Raw genomic sequence first — 26,519 nt, forward strand, 5'->3', positions numbered from 1 at the left:
CATCTCTTGATAATGCACATCTGCTTGGTAAATTTATTGAAATTATAATGTTAATAAAATGAGTGGTAATTTTCTTGTTAGCGCAGATAAATTTCCTGTTTTTGAAGTGGAGTTCCTCATTTAAAGCCATTGATAAAAATGTTCTAAAACGCTGGACAGACAGAAATTAATCAGGCTATTTTCAAAACAGCCACCATCGTGGCAGCGTCGCTCGGACGGTCCGGGCGCTAACGTTAATCTGAGGAAATTATGGCTGACACTCGCCCTGAACGTCGCTTTACGCGCATTGATCGTCTCCCGCCCTACGTTTTTAATATTACCGCTGAACTGAAAATGGCTGCGCGTCGGCGCGGCGAAGATATTATCGATTTCAGTATGGGTAACCCGGACGGTGCGACTCCGCCGCATATCGTCGAAAAATTATGTACGGTGGCCCAGCGACCGGACACACATGGTTACTCTACTTCACGCGGCATTCCGCGGTTACGTCGCGCCATTTCCCGCTGGTATCAGGATCGCTACGACGTCGAGATCGACCCGGAATCAGAAGCCATCGTCACCATTGGTTCGAAAGAGGGACTGGCGCATCTGATGCTGGCGACGCTGGATCATGGTGACACTGTACTGGTGCCTAATCCAAGCTACCCGATTCATATTTACGGCGCGGTGATTGCCGGGGCGCAGGTACGCTCAGTGCCGCTGGTGGAAGGTGTCGATTTCTTCAACGAACTGGAACGCGCCATTCGCGAAAGTTATCCGAAACCGAAGATGATGATCCTCGGCTTCCCGTCGAATCCAACCGCGCAATGCGTGGAGCTGGAATTCTTTGAGAAGGTTGTGGCGCTGGCGAAACGCTACGATGTGCTGGTGGTCCATGACCTGGCCTATGCCGATATCGTCTACGATGGCTGGAAAGCGCCGTCAATCATGCAGGTGCCGGGTGCACGCGATGTGGCGGTCGAGTTCTTTACGCTGTCGAAAAGCTACAACATGGCGGGCTGGCGTATCGGCTTTATGGTTGGCAACAAAACGCTGGTCAGCGCGCTGGCACGTATTAAAAGCTATCACGATTACGGCACCTTTACGCCGTTGCAGGTGGCAGCGATTGCGGCGCTGGAGGGCGATCAACAGTGCGTGCGCGACATTGCTGAACAGTACAAACGCCGCCGTGATGTACTGGTAAAAGGGCTGCATGAAGCGGGCTGGATGGTCGAAATGCCGAAGGCTTCGATGTATGTCTGGGCGAAAATCCCGGAACCGTATGCTGCCATGGGCTCGCTGGAATTTGCCAAGAAGCTGCTGAACGAAGCGAAGGTCTGTGTCTCTCCGGGGATTGGCTTTGGCGACTACGGCGACACGCATGTTCGCTTTGCACTGATTGAAAACCGCGACCGTATTCGTCAGGCGATTCGTGGGATTAAAGCGATGTTCCGTGCCGATGGTTTACTACCCGCCAGCAGCAAACATATTCACGAAAACGCGGAATAAACACCGACCTCAAAAATGCAAACAGGAGCCTGATGGCTCCTGTTTTTCATTGCACAGTTTGCTTTTAGATCATCAGGGCAAAAGTACCGGCCCAAACGATGACCATAAAAGAAATGCCCATAAAGAAATATTTCACTTTACATCTCTCCGCGTAATTACTGTTACGCCTGAATGACTTCATTACACCTGATACAGTGAGTTGACACCGGGCAAAACGACCTTAAAAGTCCTGTATTTTACCGTGGGCATCACCCCAGAATTCTGAGCTAAACTGCTCCAGACGGCGCTAATGTACGCCTAAAACTGAAACGAGACAAGAGGCATTTTCTTATTTACTTTTAGTAACTTACAGGTGTCTCATATCGGCGACAGTTTAATTTCTGACGGTAATAATTAGATATTCAGCGAAGGAAAAAACCTTAAGAAAAAAGCCATAAAAACCATGAGGTTATTATGGCTGATTTGAGGAGGGAAAGAGTAAGAGCAGTTTGTTAAATGTATAGCGACGATTCTCCCACCGGGCGCGTTTTAAAGCGACGGTGGATCCAGAGGTACTGCTCCGGTGCGCGCATGATCTCTTTTTCGATAATCTTGTTCATATAGGCAGCGGCTTGATTTTCATCTGCCGGGTAGCCTTCCATCTCTGGGGTGATGTACAAACGATATCCGCTGTAATCCGCTTTTCTTACCATCGTTACGGTTAACATGGCTGCGCCAGAGAGACGTGAAAGGACATACGTACCATTGGTTGTGGCGACATTTTCTACCGCAAAGAACGGCGCGAAGGAGCTGCCTTTACGACCATAATCCTGATCGGGAGCAAACCATACCGCTTCACCTTTCTTCAGTGCACCAACAATGCCGCGCAGATTATTTCTGCCGATCATCGCTTTGTTAGAGCGCATGCGCCCACGGGTCTGCACCCATTCCATCAGCTGATTATTATGTGGACGATAGGTAGCCATCATTGGTTGGCACAGTCCCATCACGCGGCCGCCCAGTTCCAGCGACATAAAATGGACGCCGACAACCATTACGCCGCGATTTTGCATTTGTGCGCGTTTAAGGTTATCCAGCCCTTCAACATCAAACCATTTGCGTACGCGACTGTCGGGCCAGAACCACGCCATGCCGGTTTCTACCAGCGCCATGCCGAGTGAACGAAAGTTTTCGGCAATCATCTTCTCGCGTTCTTCCGCAGAATGCTGCGGGAAGCAAAGTTCCAGGTTTTTACGGGCGATAGATTCACGCCGTTTCAGGAATGGTCGCGCCATTGCGCCAATACGCGTGCCGAGAAAGCAGAGAACAGGATAAGGAAGCTGTACCCAAAGCCAGAGTACACCAAGCCCAAACCATGTGAGCCAGTAGCGAGGATGTAGAAACTCGCGGGAAAATTTGCATTGTGGAAACATAGTTACCTTCTGTAGATACGAATTGTTGTATCGCAGAAGATTCCATGTCGACAGCGGTACACTCAATTGGTTGGGCCATCATGTACGACAATGGTTCCTGTAAAGAGTGTAAAGACTAGTCAGGACATAACCACGAGGAGCATGAATGCGGTATCTGTACTTTATCACTGGCTGACTGCTTTCAGCTACTGATTATTAATCGTGCAAAGTAAATATTTTTCCGTACGCAACAGTCTTGCGTTTAACATGCTGTTTTCATTGATGCTTAGCAAAAATTGCCAGAGGTTAAGGATTGTCTTACTATTAAAGTGACTGAAGTTACAGGTTTTTTAGCGCGGCAGGAGGTTGAGCTATGATTTATTTATGGATGTTTCTCGCCCTGTGTATTGTCTGCGTAAGCGGCTACATTGGTCAGGTCCTGAACGTGGTCTCGGCGGTCTCTTCTTTCTTCGGCATGGTGATCCTCGCTGCACTCATTTATTACTTCACCATGTGGTTAACTGGCGGTAATGAACTAGTGACGGGGATATTTATGTTTCTTGCCCCGGCTTGTGGCTTGATGATTCGCTTTATGGTGGGGTATGGCAGGCGGTAGTAGTTCAGGATGGATCATTTGGGCAGGTGCTCACATCATCAACAGACATGATTGTTCACCTGCCATGTGACAGACGCTATCGCACAGGATGAATAAGATAATTCGCCTTTGTCGGAAAAGGGGGCGTGATGTCTTCTGTGAGATTTAATGGTGGCGCATCTTCTCTCATCTTAAACAAAATCGCCTGTGATGGCTGAAGTTTTGTAGAGTGTGTGGTCGTCATCGCTGACGTTTTTTCCGTCTCTTTATCGCTCGCCTCACTACCACCACCAGAAATAGAAAATGCAAAAACATTGCATGCCATAATAGAGACCAATAAAAATAAGCTAAAAAGCATTAAGTTTACTTTCATAGAAAGTTATCCTGAAAATGGTTCACTGAAAACCTACGACGTTATTGCTGTATTTACATATAATTAATCAGTATTTACATCGATATAATAAATGACATCTCTTTTTGGTATATAAGAATAGTTCTCTGTGATAGGAAGCATATTCCTACAATTGTAAGACTAAAATACTTCTTGCGATAATAACTACAACTGTAAGATAACCCTTTCAAAATGAGCGTTGCTCTCTGATTTCTCATTTCATGCTCACCCAATATGATGGCGGCGTTTTCTAAAACTGTTAAAGAATGAGGTAAGTATGAAACGTTTAATTATGGCTACGATGGTCACAGCAATTCTGGCATCTTCAACTGTATGGGCGGCTGATAATGCACCGGTAGCGGCACAACAGCAAACTCAGCAAGTTAAGCAAACCCAGAAAACGGCAGCAGCAGAGCGTATCTCTGAACAAGGTTTATATGCGATGCGTGACGTGCAGGTAGCGCGCCTGGCTCTGTTTCATGGCGATCCGGAAAAGGCAAAAGAACTGACCAATGAAGCTTCCGCTTTGCTGTCAGATGACAGTACCGAATGGGCAAAGTTCGCAAAGCCAGGTAAAAAGACCAATGTCAATGATGACCAATATATTGTCATTAATGCATCTGTCGGAATTTCTGAGAGTTATGTAGCGACACCCGAAAAAGAAGCCGCGATAAAAATTGCCAACGAAAAAATGGCGAAAGGGGATAAAAAGGGCGCAATGGAAGAGCTTCGCCTGGCCGGTGTTGGCGTAATGGAAAACCAATATCTGATGCCGCTCAAACAGACTCGTAATGCACTTGCTGATGCGCAGAAACTGCTTGATAAAAAGCAATACTACGAGGCAAACCTGGCGCTTAAAGGTGCGGAAAATGGAATCATCGTCGATAGCGAAGCACTGTTTGTGAACTAATGCTGACAGGCAGTATATTGAGGTAAAGGATTTAACTCCCTCCAGCCGACAATTTTTTATGACCACAATACGACAGATTGTGGTCATAAAATTATTTGGCGCTCGCGGTTCTATAAACTCGCATTTTATCTTCCTCAAAGTAAACCGCAATAATCCCGTGTCATCACAAATCATTTATTATGTTATGTTTTATGGTACGCTTTAAAAAGCGTAATCATACCCTTACTTGTAAATCACCGGCGCTTCTTACAGTTGTAAGAATAACATCACAAATGTCGCGGCTCTCTCTGATTACCGCGAACCAATATTTATCATATTCTTCTTTTCGTCCTCACTACTTACCATGCAGAAAGGAATTGGAAGTGGCGATGAAATGATTTTCAGCACTTGATACAGGAATTTAAAAATATCGAGTGCAGCTACGACGATATTTTGCGGATTATTTATAGAGGGCGTTATGCCTTAAATAAACGCTAAATTAACATATATTTAATTAACTAATAGGTATTGCTATGTCAACTCCACTTCAAGGAATTAAAGTTCTCGATTTCACCGGTGTGCAATCTGGCCCATCTTGTACTCAAATGCTGGCCTGGTTTGGCGCTGACGTCATTAAAATTGAACGTCCCGGCGTTGGTGACGTAACGCGTCACCAGCTGCGAGATATTCCTGATATCGATGCGCTTTACTTCACCATGCTTAACAGTAACAAACGTTCTATTGAATTAAATACCAAAACAGCGGAAGGCAAAGAGGTAATGGAAAAGCTGATCCGCGAAGCTGATATCTTAGTCGAGAACTTTCATCCTGGGGCCATTGATCACATGGGCTTCACCTGGGAGCATATTCAAGAAATCAATCCACGTCTGATTTTTGGTTCGATCAAAGGGTTTGATGAGTGTTCGCCTTATGTGAATGTAAAAGCCTATGAAAACGTTGCTCAGGCAGCGGGTGGCGCGGCATCCACTACGGGTTTTTGGGACGGTCCGCCGCTGGTAAGCGCTGCAGCGTTGGGTGACAGCAACACCGGAATGCATTTACTGATCGGTTTACTTGCTGCTTTGCTGCATCGCGAAAAAACGGGGCGTGGGCAACGAGTCACCATGTCAATGCAGGATGCCGTATTGAACCTTTGCCGCGTGAAATTACGCGACCAGCAGCGTCTCGATAAATTGGGTTATCTGGAAGAATACCCGCAGTATCCGAATGGCACATTTGGTGATGCAGTTCCCCGCGGAGGTAATGCGGGTGGTGGCGGTCAGCCTGGCTGGATCCTGAAATGTAAAGGCTGGGAAACCGATCCTAACGCCTATATTTATTTCACTATTCAGGAGCAAAACTGGGAAAACACCTGTAAAGCCATCGGCAAACCAGATTGGATTACCGATCCGGCATACAGTACAGCCCATGCCCGACAGCCACATATTTTCGATATTTTTGCTGAAATCGAAAAATACACTGTCACTATTGATAAACATGAAGCGGTGGCCTATTTGACTCAGTTTGATATTCCTTGTGCACCGGTTTTAAGTATGAAAGAAATTTCACTTGATCCCTCTTTGCGCCAAAGTGGCAGTGTTGTTGAAGTGGAACAACCGTTGCGTGGAAAATATCTGACAGTTGGTTGTCCAATGAAATTCTCTGCCTTTACGCCGGATATTAAAGCTGCGCCGCTATTAGGTGAACATACCGCTGCTGTATTGCAGGAGCTGGGTTATAGCGACGATGAAATTGCTGCAATGAAGCAAAACCACGCCATCTGATATTAACGGGGGCTTCTGGCTCCCAATTTATAAAAATTTCGAGGTTATTAATCATGTCAGATCAACTTCAAATGACAGATGGTATGCATATCATCGTTGAAGCATTAAAACAGAATGATATTGACACTATTTATGGTGTTGTAGGTATTCCTGTGACGGATATGGCACGCCATGCCCAGGCGGAAGGCATTCGTTATATTGGTTTTCGTCATGAGCAGTCGGCAGGCTATGCCGCTGCGGCAAGCGGTTTTCTTACCCAAAAACCGGGGATCTGCCTGACAGTTTCTGCGCCAGGATTCCTCAATGGTTTGACCGCATTGGCCAATGCAACGGTAAATGGTTTTCCGATGATCATGATTAGCGGCTCCAGCGACCGCGCGATCGTCGACCTACAGCAAGGTGATTATGAAGAGCTGGACCAAATGAATGCGGCAAAACCGTATGCCAAAGCAGCATTCCGCGTTAATCAGCCGCAGGATCTTGGCATTGCATTGGCACGCGCTATCCGGGTCTCAGTATCGGGTCGCCCTGGCGGAGTTTATCTTGATTTACCAGCAAATGTCCTGGCCGCGACGATGGAAAAAGACGAAGCGTTAACCACGATTGTAAAAGTTGAAAATCCGTCGCCAGCATTATTGCCATGCCCGAAGTCAGTCACTAGCGCAATTTCGCTTTTAGCAAAAGCTGAACGTCCATTAGTTATCCTTGGCAAAGGCGCGGCGTATTCACAAGCGGATGAACAGCTTCGTGAATTTATTGAAAGTGCCCAGATTCCATTCCTGCCAATGTCTATGGCGAAAGGGATCCTCGAAGATACACATCCACTTTCTGCGGCAACTGCGCGTTCGTTTGCCCTGGCAAATGCTGACGTTGTCATGCTTGTTGGTGCACGACTGAATTGGTTACTGGCACACGGTAAAAAAGGATGGGCGGCAGATACACAGTTTATTCAACTGGATATTGAACCGCAGGAAATTGACAGCAACCGCCCCATTGCTGTGCCAGTCGTTGGCGATATTGCATCCAGTATGCAAGATATGCTGGCAGAACTGAAACAAAACACATTTACGACTCCACTGGTATGGCGCGATATTTTAAATATCCACAAGCAGCAAAATGCACAAAAAATGCATGAAAAATTAAGTACAGATACTCAACCATTAAATTACTTTAATGCATTAAGTGCTGTGCGCGATGTATTGCGCGAGAACCAGGATATTTATTTAGTTAATGAAGGTGCAAATACCCTGGATAATGCACGAAATATTATTGATATGTATAAACCACGTCGCCGTCTGGATTGTGGTACCTGGGGTGTCATGGGCATCGGTATGGGCTATGCCATCGGTGCTAGCGTGACCTCTGGTTCTCCGGTTGTCGCCATTGAAGGTGATAGTGCTTTTGGTTTCAGTGGGATGGAGATTGAAACGATTTGTCGATATAACCTGCCGGTGACGATCGTTATTTTTAATAATGGCGGCATCTACAGAGGAGACGGTGTTGATCTCAGTGGCGCTGGTGCACCATCACCAACGGATCTGTTGCACCATGCAAGGTATGACAAATTAATGGATGCGTTTCGTGGCGTTGGCTATAACGTCACTACGACAGATGAACTTCGTCATGCTTTAACCACCGGTATTCAGTCGCGCAAACCGACCATTATTAATGTGGTCATCGACCCAGCAGCAGGAACTGAAAGTGGCCATATTACCAAACTTAACCCAAAACAAGTCGCTGGTAATTAAATACTGACATCGTCTCCTCTTGCCAACTCATTATCGATGGTGAGGGGACCCTTATCGGAAATACTATTATGCTAACATTTTTTATTGGCGATTTATTGCCTATTATCGTAATCATGCTGTTGGGTTATTTTAGCGGCAGACGAGAAACTTTTTCAGAAGATCAAGCCCGGGCATTTAATAAACTGGTATTAAACTACGCTCTTCCCGCGGCTCTATTTGTATCTATTACCCGGGCAAACAGGGAAATGATTTTCGCGGACACTCGTCTGACCCTTGTATCACTTGTGGTTATTGTCGGATGTTTCTTTTTCTCCTGGTTCGGTTGCTACAAATTTTTTAAACGTACTCATGCAGAAGCAGCAGTATGTGCATTAATTGCAGGTTCACCTACCATTGGATTCCTGGGATTTGCAGTTCTCGATCCTATTTATGGTGATTCCGTATCAACAGGTTTAGTTGTAGCAATTATTTCTATTATTGTTAACGCAATTACTATTCCTATTGGTCTGTATTTGCTGAATCCTTCCTCAGGAGCGGATGGTAAGAAGAATAGTAATCTGAGCGCATTAATTTCTGCGGCAAAGGAGCCAGTAGTATGGGCACCTGTTCTGGCAACGATCCTGGTGTTGGTTGGGGTAAAAATTCCGGCAGCATGGGACCCAACCTTTAATCTGATTGCGAAGGCTAACTCAGGGGTAGCGGTATTCGCTGCGGGGTTGACTCTGGCTGCACATAAATTCGAGTTCAGTGCCGAAATTGCTTATAACACCTTCCTGAAGCTGATTCTGATGCCACTGGCGCTGCTTCTCGTGGGTATGGCATGTCATTTGAACAGCGAACATCTGCAGATGATGGTACTGGCAGGCGCATTACCGCCAGCATTCTCCGGAATCATTATTGCCAGTCGGTTTAATGTCTACACCCGCACTGGTACAGCGTCATTGGCTGTGAGCGTACTGGGTTTTGTCGTCACGGCTCCCTTGTGGATTTATGTCAGTCGACTGGTTTCATAATTAATCATGTTATTGATTTTACATAAATGCCGAAGTGTCTTTTCACCTTCGGCTTTTTTCAAGGCATAAGCAAATGACAAATAATGAATGCAAAGGGCCGTTTGAAGGCTTATTAGTTATCGATATGACACATGTCCTTAATGGACCTTTCGGAACTCAACTTCTTTGTAATATGGGCGCAAGGGTAATTAAAGTTGAGCCGCCGGGTCATGGTGATGATACCCGCACATTTGGTCCCTATGTGGATGGGCAGTCACTCTATTACAGTTTTATTAATCATGGCAAAGAGAGTGTGGTTCTTGATTTAAAGAATGCTCACGATAAAAGTATATTTATAAATATGCTTAAACAAGCTGATGTATTAGCTGAGAATTTTCGCCCAGGTACAATGGAAAAACTGGGGTTTTCATGGGAAACGCTACAAGAAATCAACCCGCGTCTCATATATGCTTCATCGTCAGGTTTTGGGCATACCGGCCCGCTAAAAGATGCTCCAGCCTACGATACCATCATTCAGGCAATGAGCGGGATAATGATGGAAACAGGGTACCCTGATGCTCCGCCAGTGCGCGTGGGTACCTCTCTTGCGGATTTATGTGGCGGTGTCTATTTATTCAGCGGAATAGTGAGTGCACTTTATGGCCGCGAAAAGAGCCAGAGAGGGGCGCATGTCGATATAGCGATGTTTGATGCCACGCTGAGTTTTCTGGAGCATGGTCTGATGGCATATATTGCGACAGGGAAGTCACCACAACGCCTGGGAAATCGCCATCCCTACATGGCACCTTTTGATGTTTTTGATACTCAGGATAAGCCGATTACTATTTGTTGTGGTAATGACAAGCTTTTTTCTGCGTTATGCCAGGCACTGGAGCTTACGGAACTGGTTAATGATCCCCGATTTAGCAGCAATATTTTACGCGTACAAAACCAGGCTATTCTTAAACAATATATTGAGCGAACGTTAAAAACGCAGGCAGCTGAAGTTTGGTTAGCCAAAATACATGAAGTTGGTGTGCCCGTCGCGCCGTTATTAAGTGTGGCTGAGGCCATTAATTTGCCACAAACTCAGGCGAGAAATATGTTGATTGAAGCCGGGGGAATAATGATGCCAGGTAATCCGATAAAAATCAGCGGCTGCGCGGACCCGCATGTTATGCCGGGAGCGGCAACGCTCGACCAGCATGGGGAACAAATTCGCCAGGAATTCTCATCGTAAATTAAGATGTGCTGGTAAATAGCTCCCACATTTGAACATTGTGGGAGCCGCTATTTAGTCATTTTGTTGACAGAAAACAGCAATCTCCTGGTCTAACTCTGCAATGTGTTCTTTAACAGAGTTCAGCAACTTAAGAATTTCAGGCTTGCTGTCATCTGAAACGGGCGTTATTTCTAACTGATGGCTAAGATTAATCAACTTTTGCAAATTCAGGATGTTAGCCGCACCGTGGATGCGATGAATACACTGATGGAAAGTTCTGTTGTCGCCAGCTTCTAGTGCATGAAACGCAGCGGGTAGATCTTTATGCGTTTCATGCTGGAAAGTCATGAGAATCTCCTGCATCAGTTGTAGATCGTTCGCCGTATTATTTTTCAGGGCCTCGATATCAAGGTGGTGATACTGAGGTGCAATATGCGCAACCTGGTGTAACTGACTTAAATGTGTTTTCAGTACATCCAGGGTCAACGGTTTGAACAAACATAAGTTCATGCCGCAATTTAACCCTTTTTCACGTTCGTTAGCCTGTGCGTTGGCTGTAAGCCCCCAGATGGGTAAGGATGAATTTTGCTCACGGAGTTTGCGTGTCAACTCAAAACCATCCATATTCGGCATATTTACGTCAGTAATAAGCAGATCATAATGTTGCATACTGACTTTGTTTAGCGCTTGCACACCATCAGTTGCTTCATCAACATCATATCCTAATAGGTTTAGCTGGCGTTTGAGTAATAGCCTGTTGGTCGGATGATCATCCGCGATTAATATGCTCAACTTTTCAGGGAGTGTCATGGGTTGTTCTGCTTTTGCCTCGACAGTCGCCACTTGTTGGGTAATTTCTACCGGGATTGTGATCGTAAATGTCGTTCCTATGCCTGGATGACTTTCTAATGACAAATCGCCCTGCATGTTTTTAATTAATTCTTTGCAGATCATTAAGCCTAAACCAGAACCTGTTTGCTGACGACCTGCACTTGTTTGGCTATAGCGTTTAAACAGTTGTTGTTGTTCTTCCTGCGATAATCCACTTCCAGAATCCATAATCGTCATTTTGATAACAGCGTGGTTGTCATCAATGTCACCCAGGGAGGTCGTAATTTTTACTGCCCCCTCGGTAGTAAATTTAAGAGCATTGCTCAGTAAATTAGATAAGACCTGCTTAAACGCCTGAGGGTCGATCTTAACCTGGTAATGTTCTGGAAACGTACTGCTGCAACTTAATGCGATGGATTTGCTTGCAGCAATCGCACCGAAAGAGTGACAAGTGTTCTGGACTAAAGTAGGGATATCGACCCATTGTGGTTGAAGTTGATAGTTACCCGACTCAATTTTGTCGACATCAAGGATTTCACCAATTAAGCCGAGGAGTGATTGTCCGGTGGCGTAGGCAAGTGAAATCGCCTCCACCCGTTGTTCCTTGCTAAGACCAGAACCCGACAGAAGTTCCAGGAAGCCCATAATGGAGCTTATTGGTGTTCTTATTTCGTGACTCATTGTTGCCAGAAACTGGCTTTTTGCGACAGTTGCATTGATCGCTTTATTTCTCTCTACTTCGAGTGCATGAATTAAATCACGCGTCTCGGTAATATCTTGCCAACCACAAATATAAACAGCATGATCGCTGGCTGGCAGATTGCATAATGTATGCCAGTGATTAATGCATCTTTTCTCTATGCCATTATCAATTTCAAATACCTGTGTGTATATTGTTCGATTTTCTTTCGTTTCTGCTGTGACTTCATGCGCATTAGAAAAAACATCTTTAAAGGGTGAGTCACTGTTTTCTAATGGTAACATTGCATTTTTGTAGTAATCCGCAGTGAAATAATGTTCAAAAGCACTATTATGACTAATGACATTACCTTGCCAGTTTACAACATAAGTTGGATTCGGTAAGGAATCCGAGAGTGCTTTTCGGAATGATATTTGGTTTTCTAAATCACCCTGAATGACTTTACGACGACGAACTGAGCGTAACAGGTAGAATCCCCATAAAAGGCTACTGCCAACTAATAAAACGGATAATGTCGTGACAATATAAAATTGCTCGCTATAGAGGTCCCATGTGTCAATGGTCACATTGGGCATTTTAATCCATTTTTCCGTCAGGCGCAGAACTTCGCTTGGGGGAATTGCATTCAGTGCTTTATTAATAATATCCTTAAGTTCCGGTTCTCCGCGAGGAAAAGCGAACGAAAGCGATGCATTCTGAACGCCGGGAATAAGAAAATGATAAAGTTCATTAGGATAGTAATGGTCGATCATGTAACGCGAATTTAGCTGTGTCGCGACCAGAGCATCAAGTTCACCTTCTTTAACCTTGTGAAATGCAGCACTAGCGTTATCGACTTTTATCCACTCTACCTCCGGATACATCTCTTTTAATTGCGAATGAAGCTCATAATAATATGGAATGGCAACTTTCATTCCTTTTTTTAATGTTTGTTCACTGTCAGGCGCTTTTTGCATGACAAAAACGTAAGGCGTTGTTATGAAGGCTTCAGCAAATGAAACATTATTTTCTCGATCTTCACTATAAATAGCGGCGGGCAATATATCCCATCCACCGGGGTTAAGCTGTGTCCCCGCATGAATATTGTGTGAAACGGTGATCGGAGAAAAATTTAAACCTGTTTGCAAGGTAATAATATTAAGAATATCACCCATCACGCCCCGAACTGAGCCATTTTCATCCGTCATAGAATAGGGAGGAGAGTAAGGATTTTCCAGCACCTTTAAATCGGGATGCTGCTTTATCCACTGTTTTTCATGTTCAGTGAGTTCTAATGGTTTGTTCAGAAAGGCCAGGTTTCCTGTATCAAGCCAATTTTGTGATACTTCATAGCGAACTTCATTTGTTAAAGCATCAACAAATCGATTGAGTACTTCATTAAGAACGACTGAATCTTTTCTGGTTAAGAAAAAGTTATATTGACGCGGCGAGTTATAATATTTCACTACATTTAAGGAGTGAGTGAAATAGCGGGAAATCATACTGCTGGTAATAATGTTACTACCAATAAAGTAATCATTCTGTCCGGCTGAGACGGATGCTAATGCCTGATATAAATTTGTAAAAGAGATAATTGTTGCTTTTGGAAATGATTGATGAATTACCTCATCTGGAGGGTAATTTGCTACCCGAGCAATATTTACTGGTTTTGATGAGGTAAGTGGTCTCATTGAATCGTGAAGGGTGGTGACCAGCGCCGGAAAGGTAATTATCAGCGGTTTGGTTGCAGCAATGTCATCATTAAGAGGCGGCGAAGCAACTAAATGTGATAACACTATATCGACTTCACCTTCTTCCAGCGCGTCCATTGCTTTTTGATGATCTGCGTATTCCCGTAGTGTTAATTTGATATTTAATGCTCTTTTTAACAGATTTAAATAATCAGCATTAATACCACGAACCCGTTGCTGCGAATTGGTATGCAACAAAGTAGCCGTTTGGGACTTGTGTACTGCAATCACAAGATTTTTTTTGCTCGCTAACCAACGTAATTCCTTGTTGCTCAGACGTAGTGGATCAAGCGTGACACGGTTGTTACTACTGATGCCACGATATTCGATGTAATCTTCGTCTGCGAAACTTATGGTCGACCAAAGACCACAACAGAGAAGAATAATATAGGGTAAAAACTTCATGTGGTTAGCCGATTTTGTTACGTTGTGCGAATGTGTAAAGATCCATCAGTGATTTACATTCTAATTTTTCCATCAGGCGACTTTTATAAGTGCTGACAGTTTTGTTGCTGATGAACATTTTTTCAGCAATGTCATTATTATCCTTGCCATCAAGAATATATCGCATGACACTAATTTCTTGTTTCGATAAGGAGTCGAGTTTTTGCTGGTCGGACGTTAAACTTCCAACAAACCGGTTGAGAGAGAAGGGGAAATAGCAGTAGCCATTTTTTGCAGCTTCAATAGCCGCAATGATATTGTTCATGCCTTCTTTTTTACTCACGAATCCATTAGCGCCAGCATCAGCACAATGTTTCCCGTAAAAATGGTCATTTTTAGCGGAGACGATAATAATAATTCCGCTATATTGACGCTTCCTTAGCGTTTCTAACACCTGGATACCGTTAACTCCGGGGATATCGACATCAATGATGACGATATCAGGCTTAAGTGTTTCCACCCGCTGAACGGCGCTTCCGCCTTCAGTCAACTCTGCTAAGATTTCAATATCGTTTTTGATCAATAAATTACGAATAGCTGCGATAGCAAGAGGATGGTCATCAATAATTATTGCGTTCATAGATTATTCCCTTTGCAATGAAGCATCTCCCTTCTCCCTGTAGTAATACAGACATAAGGCATCATCTCATTTTCTCAATAAAAATAAGAAAATTTGAGCTTCCTTTAAGATAATTCGACAAGTATACCATATAAATAGTCGGCATAAATGAAATGTCAACAATAAAATCAGGGATTGTACCGATGATTTATAGTTTCACATTAGCACTATAAGTCTTCTCACTAATCCTACAGGCGTAAGAATTTTATTGCAAAAGCCACGGTTTAGTCCTCTGTTGTTTCTTTTGCACCTCATTTAAATTAGGCCTCCAACGTTCCTGGGATAATGTGCAACACATGCACTGTGTTTGATATGAAGAATGAATACTCTTTTCATTCAATTCATAAATTTCATCTATGCGAAATGAGAGATAATAGTGGAACAGATTAATTCAAATAAAAAACATTCTAACAGAAGAAAATACTTTTCTTTATTGGCGGTAGTTTTGTTTATTGCGTTTTCAGGTGCCTATGCCTATTGGTCAATGGAATTAGAAGACATGATTAGTACAGATGACGCCTATGTCACGGGGAATGCAGATCCAATTTCTGCACAAGTCTCAGGTAGTGTCACTGTCGTTAATCATAAAGATACGAACTACGTTCGACAGGGTGACATTTTAGTTTCACTGGATAAAACTGATGCCACTATCGCACTCAATAAAGCTAAAAATAATCTGGCAAATATTGTTCGGCAAACGAATAAACTGTACTTACAGGATAAACAATACAGTGCCGAAGTCGCTTCAGCTCGTATTCAGTATCAACAATCTTTAGAAGATTATAACCGTCGTGTACCTTTAGCGAAGCAGGGGGTTATTTCAAAAGAAACGCTGGATCATACCAAAGATACGTTAATAAGTAGCAAAGCGGCATTGAATGCTGCTATTCAGGCTTATAAAGCGAATAAAGCTTTAGTAATGAACACACCATTAAACCGTCAGCCACAAGTCGTTGAAGCGGCGGATGCAACCAAAGAAGCCTGGTTAGCGCTTAAACGTACGGATATTAAGAGTCCTGTTACCGGCTATATTGCCCAGAGAAGCGTTCAGGTCGGCGAAACAGTGAGTCCCGGACAATCGTTAATGGCTGTCGTACCGGCACGTCAAATGTGGGTTAATGCCAACTTTAAAGAAACACAACTCACGGATGTGCGGATTGGTCAATCGGTCAATATTATCAGCGATCTTTATGGTGAAAATGTTGTGTTTCATGGTCGGGTGACAGGGATCAATATGGGAACCGGCAATGCGTTCTCCTTATTACCTGCACAAAATGCGACAGGGAACTGGATCAAAATCGTTCAGCGTGTCCCGGTTGAAGTTTCTCTTGATCCAAAAGAACTCATGGAACATCCCTTGCGCATTGGTTTATCGATGACTGCAACTATTGATACCAGGAACGAAGACATTGCCGATATGCCCGATCTGGCTTCAACCGTGACGTCCATGCCTGCTTATACCAGTAAGGCTTTAGTTATCGATACCAGTCCGATAGAAAAAGAAATTAGCAACATTATTTCGCATAATGGACAACTTTAATGGCAATCACTAAATCAACTCCGGCACCATTAACCGGTGGGACGTTATGGTGCGTCACTATTGCATTGTCCTTAGCGACGTTTATGCAAATGTTGGATTCCACTATTTCTAACGTCGCAATACCGACAATATCTGGCTTTCTGGGAGCCTCAACAGACGAAGGCACCTGGGTTATCACATCGTTTGGCGTAGCAAATGCCATTGCGATCCCTGTTACCGGCAGGCTGGCACAAAGAATAGGCGAATTAAGGTTATTTTTACTTTCAGTCACTTTTTTTTCGCTGTCTTCCTTAATGTGTAGTTTATCGACCAATCTTGATGTGCTGATATTTTTTAGAGTCGTTCAGGGCTTAATGGCGGGGCCGTTAATTCCACTGTCACAGAGTTTATTATTAAGGAATTATCCGCCAGAAAAAAGAACATTTGCTTTGGCATTATGGTCAATGACCGTGATTATCGCGCCGATATGTGGGCCGATATTGGGCGGTTATATTTGTGATAACTTTAGCTGGGGTTGGATATTTTTAATCAATGTCCCTATGGGGATTATCGTCCTGACATTATGCTTAACCTTACTTAAAGGAAGAGAAACTGAGACTTCACCGGTCAAAATGAATCTACCAGGACTGACCCTGTTAGTGCTCGGTGTTGGTGGCTTGCAAATTATGCTTGATAAAGGGCGCGATCTGGATTGGTTCAACTCGAGTACAATAATAATATTAACAGTAGTATCAGTTATTTCTCTGATCTCTTTAGTCATTTGGGAGTCGACCTCAGAGAACCCGATTCTTGATCTCAGTTTGTTTAAGTCCCGTAATTTCACCATTGGTATTGTGAGTATCACATGCGCGTATTTATTTTACTCTGGGGCGATAGTCCTTATGCCGCAGTTACTCCAGGAAACGATGGGGTATAATGCGATATGGGCCGGACTTGCTTATGCGCCCATCGGCATCATGCCACTATTAATTTCACCTTTGATAGGACGTTATGGCAACAAAATAGACATGCGGTTGTTAGTGACATTTAGTTTTTTGATGTATGCGGTTTGCTATTACTGGCGTTCTGTGACATTTATGCCAACGATTGATTTTACAGGCATCATTTTGCCACAGTTTTTCCAGGGATTCGCCGTTGCCTGTTTCTTTTTACCCTTAACAACGATTTCGTTTTCAGGGTTGCCAGATAATAAATTTGCCAATGCCTCGAGTATGAGTAATTTTTTTCGTACCTTGTCAGGATCAGTTGGTACGTCGTTGACAATGACGCTGTGGGGACGACGCGAATCGTTACACCATAGTCAGTTGACAGCAACCATCGATCAATTTAACCCCGTGTTTAATTCATCGTCACAAATTATGGATAAATACTATGGTTCGCTTTCAGGGGTTCTTAATGAAATTAATAATGAAATAACTCAGCAATCACTTTCAATTTCTGCAAATGAGATTTTCCGTATGGCGGCTATTGCTTTTATCTTACTTACGGTATTGGTTTGGTTTGCGAAACCGCCGTTTACAGCGAAAGGTGTTGGGTGATGGTAAAAAGAGAGAGCTATAGCAGGTAAGACGGTAGAATCTTAAGCCTGCGCCATCGGCAGCATCGCTCACCCAGGGAAAGGATGGCGATGCTGCATTGAAAATTAATTAGCGGCCTTTTGCCAGATATTGCTCCATCTCTTCTTCCGGCACCATTCCACCTCCCGTCGCCCACACCAGATGAGTGGCATTACGCAGTTGTTCTGCGCTGAAACCGTGCATCTGTTGGTAACTTACTGATGCGCACACGCGCTGAGGCCCGGCCATACCCGCCAGTGCCGAAGGTTCAAGACGAATACCTTCTTCCTGCGCCAGCCAGCCAAGCATGTCATACATGGTTTGATCGCTAAGGGTATAGAAGCCATCTAGTAGACGCTCCATTGCCCGCCCGACAAAGCCTGATGCGCGACCAACTGCAAGGCCATCCGCTGCGGTAAGGTTGTCGATACCAATATCCTGAACAGAAATCTGATCGTGTAATCCTGTATGGACGCCTAACAGCATACAAGGGGAGTGCGTTGGTTCGGCAAAAAAGCAGTGAACATGATCGCCAAATGCCAGTTTAAGTCCGAATGCGACGCCACCAGGACCACCGCCAACACCACACGGCAGATAGACAAACAGAGGGTTATCAGCATCGACGATACGACCTTGCTCGGCAAATTGCGCTTTAAGACGCTGGCCAGCGACGGAATATCCAAGGAACAATGTGCGGGAATTCTCGTCATCAATAAAGAAACAGTTCGGGTCAGACTGCGCTGCTTTACGTCCTTCCTCGACGGCAACACCATAATCTTGCTCATATTCCACGACCGTAACGCCATGGCTGCGCAGTTTCGCTTTTTTCCATGCCCGGGCATCAGCAGACATATGCACTGTCACCTTAAAGCCAATGCGGGCGCTCATTATGCCGATTGATAACCCCAGATTTCCGGTTGAGCCCACAGCAATGCTGTATTGGCTAAAGAGCTGTTTAAACTCCGGAGAAAGCAGTTTGCTGTAGTCATCTTCAAGCGTCAGCAACCCCGCTTCCAGAGCCAGTTTTTCTGCATGTGCCAGGACTTCATAAATCCCGCCGCGTGCTTTTATGGAGCCGGAAATGGGCAAATGGCTATCTTTTTTCAGTAGCAGTTGCCCGCTGATCGGTTGTTGATATTCCTTTTCCAGCCGTTTTTGCATAGCCGGAATGGCAACCAGTTCTGATTCAATAATCCCCCCAGTAGCAGCAGTTTCAGGAAATGCTTTTGCCAGATAGGGTGCAAAACGAGATAAGCGCGCATGGGCGTCCTGAACATCCTGTTCGGTCAGGCCAACATAAGGTAAACCTTCAGCCAATGAGGTCGTGCCAGGATTAAACCAGGTGGTTTCTTTAAGAGCAACCAGATCCTTTACCAACGGATACTGGGCGATGAGCGAGTTCATTTTAGCGTTTTCCATAGTACGTCTCTTTGCGCTTAGATGATAAATGACAGCAGGAATGTGCCCGCCAGAGCGACGACTGAAGCGATAAATGTCGCTGTCGTATAGTATTTAAATGTTTCATTGAGCGTAGCGCCGCAATATTGCTTCGCCAGCCAGAAAAGCGAGTCCGTAACGATCGTGCAGCCAATTGCACCTGAACCGATAGCAATCGTAAAAATTTCCGGGCTGATGTCGGGATACCGCGCCAGCACAATGATCCATATTTATATTTTCTTCTCCAGATTGGCGATGCCAGTTGGCATGTTTTACCTACTTGCCAACATGGTTACTCGTTGGCGAGAACAGAGGCGGAATTGGGTACAATTGTCCGGGAATTATTGTTATTTTTTATTGTATTGCCGTGTCGGGTTATAGGGCGTTGAGAATATCGTTGGATCTCGCCAGTGACGTCTGTTTCTGCTACAGTGCCCGTTTTACGGCAAACGGCTTGGGTATGGCTTCATTAAAGGATGTCGCACGCCTGGCGGGAGTGTCGATGATGACAGTCTCCCGGGTGATGCATAATGCAGAATCTGTGCGTCCTGCAACGCGTGACCGCGTATTGCAGGCAATCCAGACCCTGAATTATGTTCCTGATCTTTCCGCCCGTAAGATGCGCGCTCAAGGACGTAAGCCGTCGACTCTCGCCGTGCTGGCGCAGGACACTGCTACCACTCCTTTCTCTGTTGATATTCTGCTTGCCATTGAGCAAACCGCCAGCGAGTTCGGCTGGAATAGTTTTTTAATCAATATTTTTTCTGAAGATGACGCTGCCCGCGCGGCACGTCAGCTGCTTGCCCACCGTCCGGATGGCATTATCTATACTACAATGGGGCTGCGACATATCACGCTGCCTGAGTCTCTGTATGGTGAAAATATTGTATTGGCGAACTGTGTGGCGGATGACCCAGCGTTACCCAGTTATATCCCTGATGATTACACTGCACAATATGAATCAACACAGCATTTGCTCGCGGCGGGCTATCGTCAACCGTTATGCTTCTGGCTACCGGAAAGTGCGTTGGCAACAGGGTATCGTCGGCAGGGATTTGAGCAGGCCTGGCGTGATGCTGGACGAGATCTGGCTGAGGTGAAACAATTTCACATGGCAACAGGTGATGATCACTACACCGATCTCGCAAGTTTACTCAATGACCACTTCAAATCTGGCAAACCAGATTTTGATGTTCTGATATGTGGTAACGATCGCGCAGCCTTTGTCGCTTATCAGGTTCTCCTGGCGAAGGGGGTACGTATCCCGCAGGATGTCGCCGTAATGGGCTTTGATAATCTGGTTGGCGTCGGGCATCTGTTTTTACCGCCGCTGACCACAATTCAGCTTCCACATGACATTATCGGGCGGGAAGCTGCATTGCATATTATTGAAGGTCGTGAAGGGGGAAGAGTGACGCGGATCCCTTGCCCGCTGTTGATCCGTTGTTCCACCTGATATTATGTTAACCCAGTTGCCAGAGTGCTCCATGTTGCAGCACAGCCACTCCGTGGGAGGCATAGAGCGACAGTTCCCGTTCTTCTGGCTGCGGATAGATTCGGCTACTCATCACCGTTTCCCCGTCGTTAATAAATACTTCCACGGATGATGTATCGATAAATATCCTTAGGGCGAGCGTGTCACCCTGCGGGAGGGGAATACTACGGTAGCCGTCTAAATTCTCGTGTGGGTAATATCGCCACAAAACAAGTCGCTCAGATTGGTTATCAATATACAGCCGCATTCCTGTGCCGAGTTGTAATCCGTAATGTTCGGCATCACTGTTCTTCAGCTCCCACTGCAACTGAATCTCAACTGCTTGCGCGTTTTCCTGCAAAACATATTTATTGCTGATTGTGCGGGGAGAGATAGATTGATGCTGCTGGCGTAACGACTCAGCTTCGTGTACCGGGCGTTGTAGGAGTTTGCCATTGCTCTCTGATAGCTCGCGCGCCAGCGTCATGCAGCCTGCCCAGCCTTCACGTTTTGAGGGCATTGGCGATTCCCACATATCCATCCAGCCGATAAGAATACGCCGACCATCCTTCGCTAAAAAGCTTTGTGGTGCATAAAAGTCATGCCCGTTATCAAGTTCAGTAAAATGCCCGGATTGTGCAAAAAGTCGTCCTGGCGACCACATTCCGGGTATTACGCCACTTTGAAAGCGATTTCGATAACTGTATCCCTCGGCATTCATTCCCTGCGGGGAAAACATCAGATAATGCTGATCGCCAAGGCTGAAAAAGTCCGGACATTCCCACATATAGCTTTCACCCGCATCAGCGTGGGCCAGTACGCGATCGAAAGTCCATTCACGCAATGAACTGCCGCGATAAAGCAGGATCTGCCCCGTGTTGCCTGGATCTTTCGCCCCGACTACCATCCACCATGTGTCGGCTTCACGCCACACTTTAGGATCGCGGAAGTGCATGATGCCTTCTGGTGGAGTGAGGATCACACCCTGTTTCTCGAAATGAATACCATCCCGACTGGTAGCCAGACATTGTACTTCGCGAATTGCATCGTCATTACCTGCACCATCGAGCCAGACGTGTCCGGTGTAGATAAGTGAGAGGACACCATTGTCATCGACAGCACTACCTGAAAAACACCCGTCTTTGTCATTCTCGTCTCCTGGCGCTAGCGCAATAGGCTCATGCTGCCAGTGGATCATATCGTCGCTGGTGGCATGTCCCCAGTGCATTGGCCCCCAGTGTTCGCTCATCGGGTGATGTTGATAAAACGCGTGATAACGATCGTTAAACCAGATCAGGCCGTTTGGATCGTTCATCCACCCGGCAGGAGGCGCGAGGTGAAAATGGGGATAGAAAGTGTTACCTCGGCGCTCGTGAAGTTTTGCTAGTGCGTTTTGCGCCGCATGTAATCGAGATTGCGTCATTTTTATCATCCTGGTTAAGCAAATTTGGTGAATTGTTAACGTTAACTTTTATAAAAATAAAGTCCCTTACTTTCATAAATGCGATGAATATCACAAATGTTAACGTTAACTATGACGTTTTGTGATCGAATATGCATGTTTTAGTAAATCCATGACGATTTTGCGAAAAAGAGGTTTATCACTATGCGTAAGTCAGATGAATTTAAGGGAAAAAAATGTCAGCCAAAGTATGGGTTTTAGGGGATGCGGTCGTAGATCTCTTGCCAGAATCAGACGGGCGGCTACTGCCTTGTCCTGGCGGCGCGCCAGCTAACGTTGCGGTGGGAATCGCCAGATTAGGCGGAACAAGTGGGTTTATAGGTCGGGTCGGTGATGATCCTTTTGGTGCGTTAATGCAAAGAACGCTGCTAACTGAGGGTGTCGATATCACGTTTCTGAAGCAAGATGAATGGCACCGGACATCCACGGTGCTTGTCGATCTGAACGATCAAGGAGAACGTTCATTTACGTTTATGGTCCGCCCCAGTGCCGATCTTTTTTTAGAGACGACAGACTTGCCCCGCTGGCGACATGGCGAATGGTTACATCTCTGTTCAATTGCGTTGTCTGCCGAGCCTTCGCGTACCAGCGCATTTACTGCGATGACGGCGATCCGGCATGCCGGAGGTTTTGTCAGCTTCGATCCCAATATTCGTGAAGATCTATGGCAAGACGAGCATTTGCTCCGCTTGTGTTTGCGGCAGGCGCTACAACTGGCGGATGTCGTCAAGCTCTCGGAAGAAGAATGGCGACTTATCAGTGGAAAAACACAGAACGATCGGGATATATGCGCCCTGGCAAAAGAGTATGAGATCGCCATGCTGTTGGTGACTAAAGGTGCAGAAGGGGTGGTGGTCTGTTATCGAGGACAAGTTCACCATTTTGCTGGAATGTCTGTGAATTGTGTCGATAGCACTGGGGCGGGAGATGCGTTCGTTGCCGGGTTACTCACAGGTCTGTCCTCTACGGGATTATCTACAGATGAGAGAGAAATGCGACGAATTATCGATCTCGCTCAACGTTGCGGAGCGCTTGCAGTAACAGCGAAAGGGGCAATGACAGCGCTGCCATGTCGACAAGAACTGGAAGGTGAGAAGTAAACGGCGAGGCCGCTCTTATCTCTAAATAGGACATGAATTTTTTAACGACAGGCAGGTAATTATGGCACTGAATATTCCATTCAGAAATGCGTACTATCGTTTTGCATCCAGTTACTCATTTCTCTTTTTTATTTCCTGGTCGCTGTGGTGGTCGTTATACGCTATTTGGCTGAAAGGACATCTAGGATTAACAGGGACGGAATTAGGTACACTTTATTCGGTCAACCAGTTTACCAGCATTCTATTTATGATGTTCTACGGCATCGTTCAGGATAAACTCGGTCTGAAGAAACCGCTCATCTGGTGTATGAGTTTCATTCTGGTCTTGACCGGACCGTTTATGATTTACGTTTATGAACCGTTACTGCAAAGCAATTTTTCTGTAGGTCTAATTCTGGGGGCGCTCTTTTTTGGCCTGGGGTATCTGGCGGGATGCGGTTTGCTTGACAGCTTCACTGAAAAAATGGCGCGAAATTTTCATTTCGAATATGGAACAGCGCGCGCCTGGGGATCTTTTGGCTATGCTATTGGCGCGTTCTTTGCCGGTATATTTTTTAGTATCAGTCCCCATATCAACTTCTGGTTGGTCTCGCTATTTGGCGCTGTATTTATGATGATCAACATGCGTTTTAAAGATAAGGATCACCAGTGCATAGCGGCGGATGCGGGAGGGGTAAAAAAAGAGGATTTTATCGCAGTTTTCAAGGATCGAAACTTCTGGGTTTTTGTCATATTTATTGTGGGGACGTGGTCTTTCTATAACATTTTTGATCAACAACTCTTTCCTGTCTTTTATGCAGGTTTATTCGAATCACACGATGTAGGAACGCGCCTGTATGGTTATCTCAACTCATTCCAGGTGGTACTCGAAGCGCTGTGCATGGCGATTATTCCTTTCTTTGTGAATCGGGTAGGGCCAAAAAATGCATTACTTATCGGTGTTGTGATTATGGCGTTGCGTATCCTTTCCTGCGCGCTGTTCGTTAACCCCTGGATTATTTCATTAGTGAAGCTGTTACATGCCATTGAGGTTCCACTTTGTGTCATATCCGTCTTCAAATACAGCGTGGCAAACTTTGATAAGCGCCTGTCGTCGACGATCTTTCTGATTGGTTTTCAAATTGCCAGTTCGCTTGGGATTGTGCTGCTTTCAACGCCGACTGGGATACTCTTTGACCACGCAGGCTACCAGACAGTTTTCTTCGCAATTTCGGGTATTGTCTGCCTGATGTTGCTATTTGGCATTTTCTTCTTGAGTAAAAAACGCGAGCAAATAGTTATGGAAACGCCTGTACCTTCAGCAATATAGACGTAAACTTTTTCCGGTTGTTGTCGATATCTCCATATCCCTCAACCGGAAAATAGTAATACAAAAATGCTTAGCCCAACTAATAATCACCTAATCCAAACGCCTCATTCATGTTCTGGTACAGTCGCTCAAATGTACTCCGGATACGCGGTTCGCTGATTTCCAGGACATTGTCGTCATTCAGCGACCTGTCCCGAGTATCACGGGCCTGCGAATTCATCAAGGAATGCATTGCAGAGTGAAGTATCGAGTCACGCCATATTTCGCTATCAGGATTCTGTATGATGGTTACATCGCCCGGCCCAGGGCTGTTTAGTCATCAGCGCTTTCTGACAGTGCTGAGATTTCAACCTGTTGCAGTAAAAATGAGTAGATATAGGGCAAGTGTGCTGCCAAACCCATCTTTTACGGGGTGAAGGTAGATTTGGTTTGAAGGGTATCTGGTGTCCCCTGCAGGAATCGAACCTGCAATTAGCCCTTAGGAGGGGCTCGTTATATCCATTTAACTAAGAGGACAATGCGGCATGAGTATACCCGCTAATGGACTGCGGGGTAAGTACGCTGCCGCTCGATTGCTTAAACCCTCGCCATTTATGCCGGGTTTTTATCATTTTTCTTAATGTTTTCCGCACGTTCTGCTTTTTGGCGTGCTTCTGCTTTGCGCTTGTTGCTCATGTCGTTACGAATCTGTGCATGACTCATTAACGCGAAGATAAAGGTGCCGCCGCAGATGTTCCCCGCTAAAGTAGGTAGTGCGAAGGGCCAGATGAAATCGCTCCAGTGCAGCGTGCCGTTAAACACCAGATAGAGGATTTCTACAGAACCGACAACGATGTGAGTGGTGTCACCCAGTGCAATAAGCCAGGTCATCAATATAATCACCACAATCTTTGCCGCACCCGCTGCAGGAAACATCCAAACCATAGTGGCGATCAGCCAGCCGGAAATGATCGCGTTGGCAAACATCTCGCTGGGGGTGTTCTTCATCACATCCATGCCGATTTTGACAAATGCATCGCGAGTTTCTTCATTGAAGATTGGCATATATTCAAATGCCCACGCCGCAATACCTGTCCCGAGAATATTACCCAGCAGCACGACGCCCCATAACCGCATAAGTAAGCCGACGTTGCTCATTGTCGGTTTTTGCATGACGGGTAGTACCGCAGTCACGGTGTTTTCGGTAAATAATTGCTGGCGGGCCATAATGACGATAATAAAACCAAAGGTATAACCGAGATTCTCCAGCAAGAAGCTGCCCGGCACGCCTTCCAGTTCGACATGAAATATCCCTTTTGCCAGTAGTGAAGCGCCCATCGACAGACCCGCCGCAATGGCTGACCACAGTAGTGCCATTGCGTCGCGTTCCAGCTCTTTTTCACCATCCTGGCGGATATGCTCATGAATTGCCATCGCCCGGGAGGGGAGTCGGTCTTCATCTATTTCTATTTTTTTGCCGCGCTCTTTTTCTTCGCTCTCAACTTCAATTTCGTCGCTGTGTTGATCAATTTTGTCGTTGTCCATGGTCTCTTCTCTTGAATTAGCACGTATAGCTAAAGCGTAGCGGCTTTTTTGCTCGCAACTGGCGGGAGTTACTCTGAAAATGTAGAAAAGGCCGCGTTTGCCTTTTTCTGTTTCTATAGAATCAAGTAGCCTACAGGGCGGCGATTACCAGGCTATGATCAAATCAGCAAATCAGGGCGTCTGGACATCAGTTGACGTGCTGTTACAATCGCCCACACCTAAACAGGCGGATACGGTATCGTTCCGTCATGGATGGCAAACTGCATAAGCCATAAAAAAACAGGGAGACATTT

The 26,519-nt window shown here is 45.4% G+C and carries 21 protein-coding genes, 1 tRNA gene and 1 pseudogene; 12 read left to right on the top strand and 11 right to left on the bottom strand.

Translation table 11 applies throughout. From position 1 onward, the window contains the following. The first annotated feature begins 249 nt into the window (after positions 1-249). Positions 250-1,488, top strand: coding sequence for an alanine transaminase (gene alaC / locus ACK8NJ_RS06920; RefSeq protein ID WP_000785931.1), 1,239 nt, complete (start codon positions 250-252; stop codon positions 1,486-1,488). 64 nt (positions 1,489-1,552) lie between these two features. On the opposite strand, the gene ypdK is transcribed toward alaC, so the two are convergent. Together ypdK and lpxP are read right to left on the bottom strand one after the other, a co-directional pair. Further along, positions 1,553-1,624: a membrane protein YpdK gene (ypdK, locus tag ACK8NJ_RS06925; RefSeq protein WP_010723117.1), complete on the bottom strand. Its 72-nt coding sequence runs from the start codon at positions 1,622-1,624 to the stop codon at positions 1,553-1,555. A 355-nt stretch (positions 1,625-1,979) separates the two neighbouring features. After that, positions 1,980-2,900: a kdo(2)-lipid IV(A) palmitoleoyltransferase gene (gene lpxP, locus ACK8NJ_RS06930; protein ID WP_000484405.1), complete on the bottom strand. Its 921-nt coding sequence runs from the start codon at positions 2,898-2,900 to the stop codon at positions 1,980-1,982. A 352-nt stretch (positions 2,901-3,252) separates the two neighbouring features. On the opposite strand from lpxP, the gene ACK8NJ_RS06935 reads away from it, so the two are divergent. Continuing rightward, positions 3,253-3,495 carry a YfdY family protein gene (locus ACK8NJ_RS06935; protein WP_000639883.1) on the top strand — a complete coding sequence of 81 codons (243 nt, stop codon included), beginning with the start codon at positions 3,253-3,255 and terminating at the stop codon, positions 3,493-3,495. Between the two features lie 76 nt (positions 3,496-3,571). Here ACK8NJ_RS06935 and ypdI read toward each other — a convergent pair whose 3' ends face one another. Next, entirely contained in the window at positions 3,572-3,847 is a 276-nt protein-coding gene (gene ypdI, locus ACK8NJ_RS06940) for a colanic acid biosynthesis lipoprotein YpdI (protein ID WP_411962285.1), read from the bottom strand. A gap of 295 nt (positions 3,848-4,142) precedes the next feature. On the opposite strand from ypdI, the gene ACK8NJ_RS06945 reads away from it, so the two are divergent. The 5 genes from ACK8NJ_RS06945 (at position 4,143) to yfdE (ending at position 10,518) form a co-directional block, all read left to right on the top strand. Beyond that, positions 4,143-4,775, top strand: coding sequence for a YfdX family protein (locus tag ACK8NJ_RS06945; protein WP_411962286.1), 633 nt, complete (start codon positions 4,143-4,145; stop codon positions 4,773-4,775). A gap of 512 nt (positions 4,776-5,287) precedes the next feature. Then, a complete protein-coding gene (gene frc, locus ACK8NJ_RS06950; protein WP_000106757.1) occupies positions 5,288-6,538 on the top strand; it encodes a formyl-CoA transferase in 1,251 nt (416 codons plus the stop codon). A 53-nt stretch (positions 6,539-6,591) separates the two neighbouring features. Further along, a complete protein-coding gene (oxc, locus tag ACK8NJ_RS06955; RefSeq protein ID WP_001283465.1) occupies positions 6,592-8,286 on the top strand; it encodes an oxalyl-CoA decarboxylase in 1,695 nt (564 codons plus the stop codon). Between the two features lie 68 nt (positions 8,287-8,354). Beyond that, positions 8,355-9,299 (top strand): transporter YfdV, encoded by a 945-nt coding sequence (yfdV, locus tag ACK8NJ_RS06960; protein WP_000955028.1) that lies wholly within the window; start codon positions 8,355-8,357, stop codon positions 9,297-9,299. 73 nt (positions 9,300-9,372) lie between these two features. Further along, on the top strand, positions 9,373-10,518 hold the full coding sequence (gene yfdE / locus ACK8NJ_RS06965) for a CoA:oxalate CoA-transferase (RefSeq protein ID WP_001308823.1): 1,146 nt from the start codon (positions 9,373-9,375) through the stop codon (positions 10,516-10,518). A 54-nt stretch (positions 10,519-10,572) separates the two neighbouring features. Here the strand turns inward: yfdE and evgS are convergent, their stop codons facing one another. After that, positions 10,573-14,166, bottom strand: a complete 3,594-nt coding sequence (gene evgS, locus ACK8NJ_RS06970) for an acid-sensing system histidine kinase EvgS (RefSeq protein WP_411962287.1) — start codon at positions 14,164-14,166, stop codon at positions 10,573-10,575. 4 nt (positions 14,167-14,170) lie between these two features. Further along, positions 14,171-14,785: an acid-sensing system DNA-binding response regulator EvgA gene (gene evgA, locus ACK8NJ_RS06975; protein WP_000991370.1), complete on the bottom strand. Its 615-nt coding sequence runs from the start codon at positions 14,783-14,785 to the stop codon at positions 14,171-14,173. 415 nt (positions 14,786-15,200) lie between these two features. Here evgA and emrK point away from each other — a divergent pair, with 415 nt between their 5' ends. Continuing rightward, positions 15,201-16,364, top strand: a complete 1,164-nt coding sequence (gene emrK, locus ACK8NJ_RS06980) for a multidrug efflux MFS transporter periplasmic adaptor subunit EmrK (protein ID WP_411962288.1) — start codon at positions 15,201-15,203, stop codon at positions 16,362-16,364. Next, a complete protein-coding gene (gene emrY, locus ACK8NJ_RS06985; RefSeq protein WP_001018714.1) occupies positions 16,364-17,902 on the top strand; it encodes a multidrug efflux MFS transporter permease subunit EmrY in 1,539 nt (512 codons plus the stop codon). The genes emrK and emrY overlap by 1 nt, the downstream gene beginning before the upstream one ends. 108 nt (positions 17,903-18,010) lie before the next feature. Here emrY and dsdA read toward each other — a convergent pair whose 3' ends face one another. Together dsdA and ACK8NJ_RS06995 are read right to left on the bottom strand one after the other, a co-directional pair. Continuing rightward, positions 18,011-19,339 (bottom strand): D-serine ammonia-lyase, encoded by a 1,329-nt coding sequence (gene dsdA, locus ACK8NJ_RS06990; protein WP_264832303.1) that lies wholly within the window; start codon positions 19,337-19,339, stop codon positions 18,011-18,013. A 17-nt stretch (positions 19,340-19,356) separates the two neighbouring features. Beyond that, positions 19,357-19,575 (bottom strand): annotated as a pseudogene (locus ACK8NJ_RS06995) (D-serine transporter DsdX); the annotation flags it as partial. A 242-nt stretch (positions 19,576-19,817) separates the two neighbouring features. Between ACK8NJ_RS06995 and ACK8NJ_RS07000 the strand changes: the two are divergent. Continuing rightward, entirely contained in the window at positions 19,818-20,813 is a 996-nt protein-coding gene (locus ACK8NJ_RS07000; RefSeq protein ID WP_001315771.1) for a LacI family DNA-binding transcriptional regulator, read from the top strand. A gap of 7 nt (positions 20,814-20,820) precedes the next feature. Here ACK8NJ_RS07000 and cscA read toward each other — a convergent pair whose 3' ends face one another. Then, complete coding sequence (gene cscA, locus ACK8NJ_RS07005; protein WP_000194523.1) at positions 20,821-22,254, bottom strand: sucrose-6-phosphate hydrolase; 1,434 nt, start codon at positions 22,252-22,254, stop codon at positions 20,821-20,823. 215 nt (positions 22,255-22,469) lie between these two features. Here cscA and ACK8NJ_RS07010 point away from each other — a divergent pair, with 215 nt between their 5' ends. Both ACK8NJ_RS07010 and ACK8NJ_RS07015 read left to right on the top strand, forming a co-directional pair. Beyond that, positions 22,470-23,393 (top strand): aminoimidazole riboside kinase, encoded by a 924-nt coding sequence (locus ACK8NJ_RS07010; RefSeq protein WP_001274881.1) that lies wholly within the window; start codon positions 22,470-22,472, stop codon positions 23,391-23,393. Between the two features lie 61 nt (positions 23,394-23,454). Beyond that, positions 23,455-24,702: an MFS transporter gene (locus ACK8NJ_RS07015; protein WP_001197021.1), complete on the top strand. Its 1,248-nt coding sequence runs from the start codon at positions 23,455-23,457 to the stop codon at positions 24,700-24,702. A 79-nt stretch (positions 24,703-24,781) separates the two neighbouring features. On the opposite strand, the gene ACK8NJ_RS07020 is transcribed toward ACK8NJ_RS07015, so the two are convergent. From ACK8NJ_RS07020 to ACK8NJ_RS07030, 3 genes are all read right to left on the bottom strand, one after another. Next, complete coding sequence (locus ACK8NJ_RS07020; protein WP_001316510.1) at positions 24,782-24,934, bottom strand: DUF4942 domain-containing protein; 153 nt, start codon at positions 24,932-24,934, stop codon at positions 24,782-24,784. Positions 24,935-25,143: 209 nt separating this feature from the next. Next, positions 25,144-25,218, bottom strand: a tRNA-Arg gene (locus ACK8NJ_RS07025). Positions 25,219-25,293: 75 nt separating this feature from the next. Beyond that, positions 25,294-26,226: a formate/nitrite transporter family protein gene (locus ACK8NJ_RS07030; protein ID WP_000368131.1), complete on the bottom strand. Its 933-nt coding sequence runs from the start codon at positions 26,224-26,226 to the stop codon at positions 25,294-25,296. Positions 26,227-26,519 lie beyond the last annotated feature (293 nt).

Origin of the sequence: Escherichia sp. F1, assembly GCF_046764225.1 — a bacterium.
GTDB classification, from domain to species: Bacteria; Pseudomonadota; Gammaproteobacteria; order Enterobacterales; family Enterobacteriaceae; genus Escherichia; species Escherichia coli.

Excerpts from the sequence above, each read along its gene's own strand:
- alaC (WP_000785931.1), top strand. The coding sequence starts at position 250 with ATGGCTGACACTCGCCCTGAACGTCGCTTTACGCGCATTGATCGTCTC.
- lpxP (WP_000484405.1), bottom strand. The coding sequence starts at position 2,900 with ATGTTTCCACAATGCAAATTTTCCCGCGAGTTTCTACATCCTCGCTAC.
- ACK8NJ_RS06935 (WP_000639883.1), top strand. The coding sequence starts at position 3,253 with ATGATTTATTTATGGATGTTTCTCGCCCTGTGTATTGTCTGCGTAAGC.
- ypdI (WP_411962285.1), bottom strand. The coding sequence starts at position 3,847 with ATGAAAGTAAACTTAATGCTTTTTAGCTTATTTTTATTGGTCTCTATT.
- ACK8NJ_RS06945 (WP_411962286.1), top strand. The coding sequence starts at position 4,143 with ATGAAACGTTTAATTATGGCTACGATGGTCACAGCAATTCTGGCATCT.
- frc (WP_000106757.1), top strand. The coding sequence starts at position 5,288 with ATGTCAACTCCACTTCAAGGAATTAAAGTTCTCGATTTCACCGGTGTG.
- oxc (WP_001283465.1), top strand. The coding sequence starts at position 6,592 with ATGTCAGATCAACTTCAAATGACAGATGGTATGCATATCATCGTTGAA.
- yfdV (WP_000955028.1), top strand. The coding sequence starts at position 8,355 with ATGCTAACATTTTTTATTGGCGATTTATTGCCTATTATCGTAATCATG.
- yfdE (WP_001308823.1), top strand. The coding sequence starts at position 9,373 with ATGACAAATAATGAATGCAAAGGGCCGTTTGAAGGCTTATTAGTTATC.
- evgS (WP_411962287.1), bottom strand. The coding sequence starts at position 14,166 with ATGAAGTTTTTACCCTATATTATTCTTCTCTGTTGTGGTCTTTGGTCG.
- evgA (WP_000991370.1), bottom strand. The coding sequence starts at position 14,785 with ATGAACGCAATAATTATTGATGACCATCCTCTTGCTATCGCAGCTATT.
- emrY (WP_001018714.1), top strand. The coding sequence starts at position 16,364 with ATGGCAATCACTAAATCAACTCCGGCACCATTAACCGGTGGGACGTTA.
- dsdA (WP_264832303.1), bottom strand. The coding sequence starts at position 19,339 with ATGGAAAACGCTAAAATGAACTCGCTCATCGCCCAGTATCCGTTGGTA.
- ACK8NJ_RS07000 (WP_001315771.1), top strand. The coding sequence starts at position 19,818 with ATGGCTTCATTAAAGGATGTCGCACGCCTGGCGGGAGTGTCGATGATG.
- cscA (WP_000194523.1), bottom strand. The coding sequence starts at position 22,254 with ATGACGCAATCTCGATTACATGCGGCGCAAAACGCACTAGCAAAACTT.
- ACK8NJ_RS07010 (WP_001274881.1), top strand. The coding sequence starts at position 22,470 with ATGTCAGCCAAAGTATGGGTTTTAGGGGATGCGGTCGTAGATCTCTTG.
- ACK8NJ_RS07015 (WP_001197021.1), top strand. The coding sequence starts at position 23,455 with ATGGCACTGAATATTCCATTCAGAAATGCGTACTATCGTTTTGCATCC.
- ACK8NJ_RS07020 (WP_001316510.1), bottom strand. The coding sequence starts at position 24,934 with ATGCATTCCTTGATGAATTCGCAGGCCCGTGATACTCGGGACAGGTCG.
- ACK8NJ_RS07030 (WP_000368131.1), bottom strand. The coding sequence starts at position 26,226 with ATGGACAACGACAAAATTGATCAACACAGCGACGAAATTGAAGTTGAG.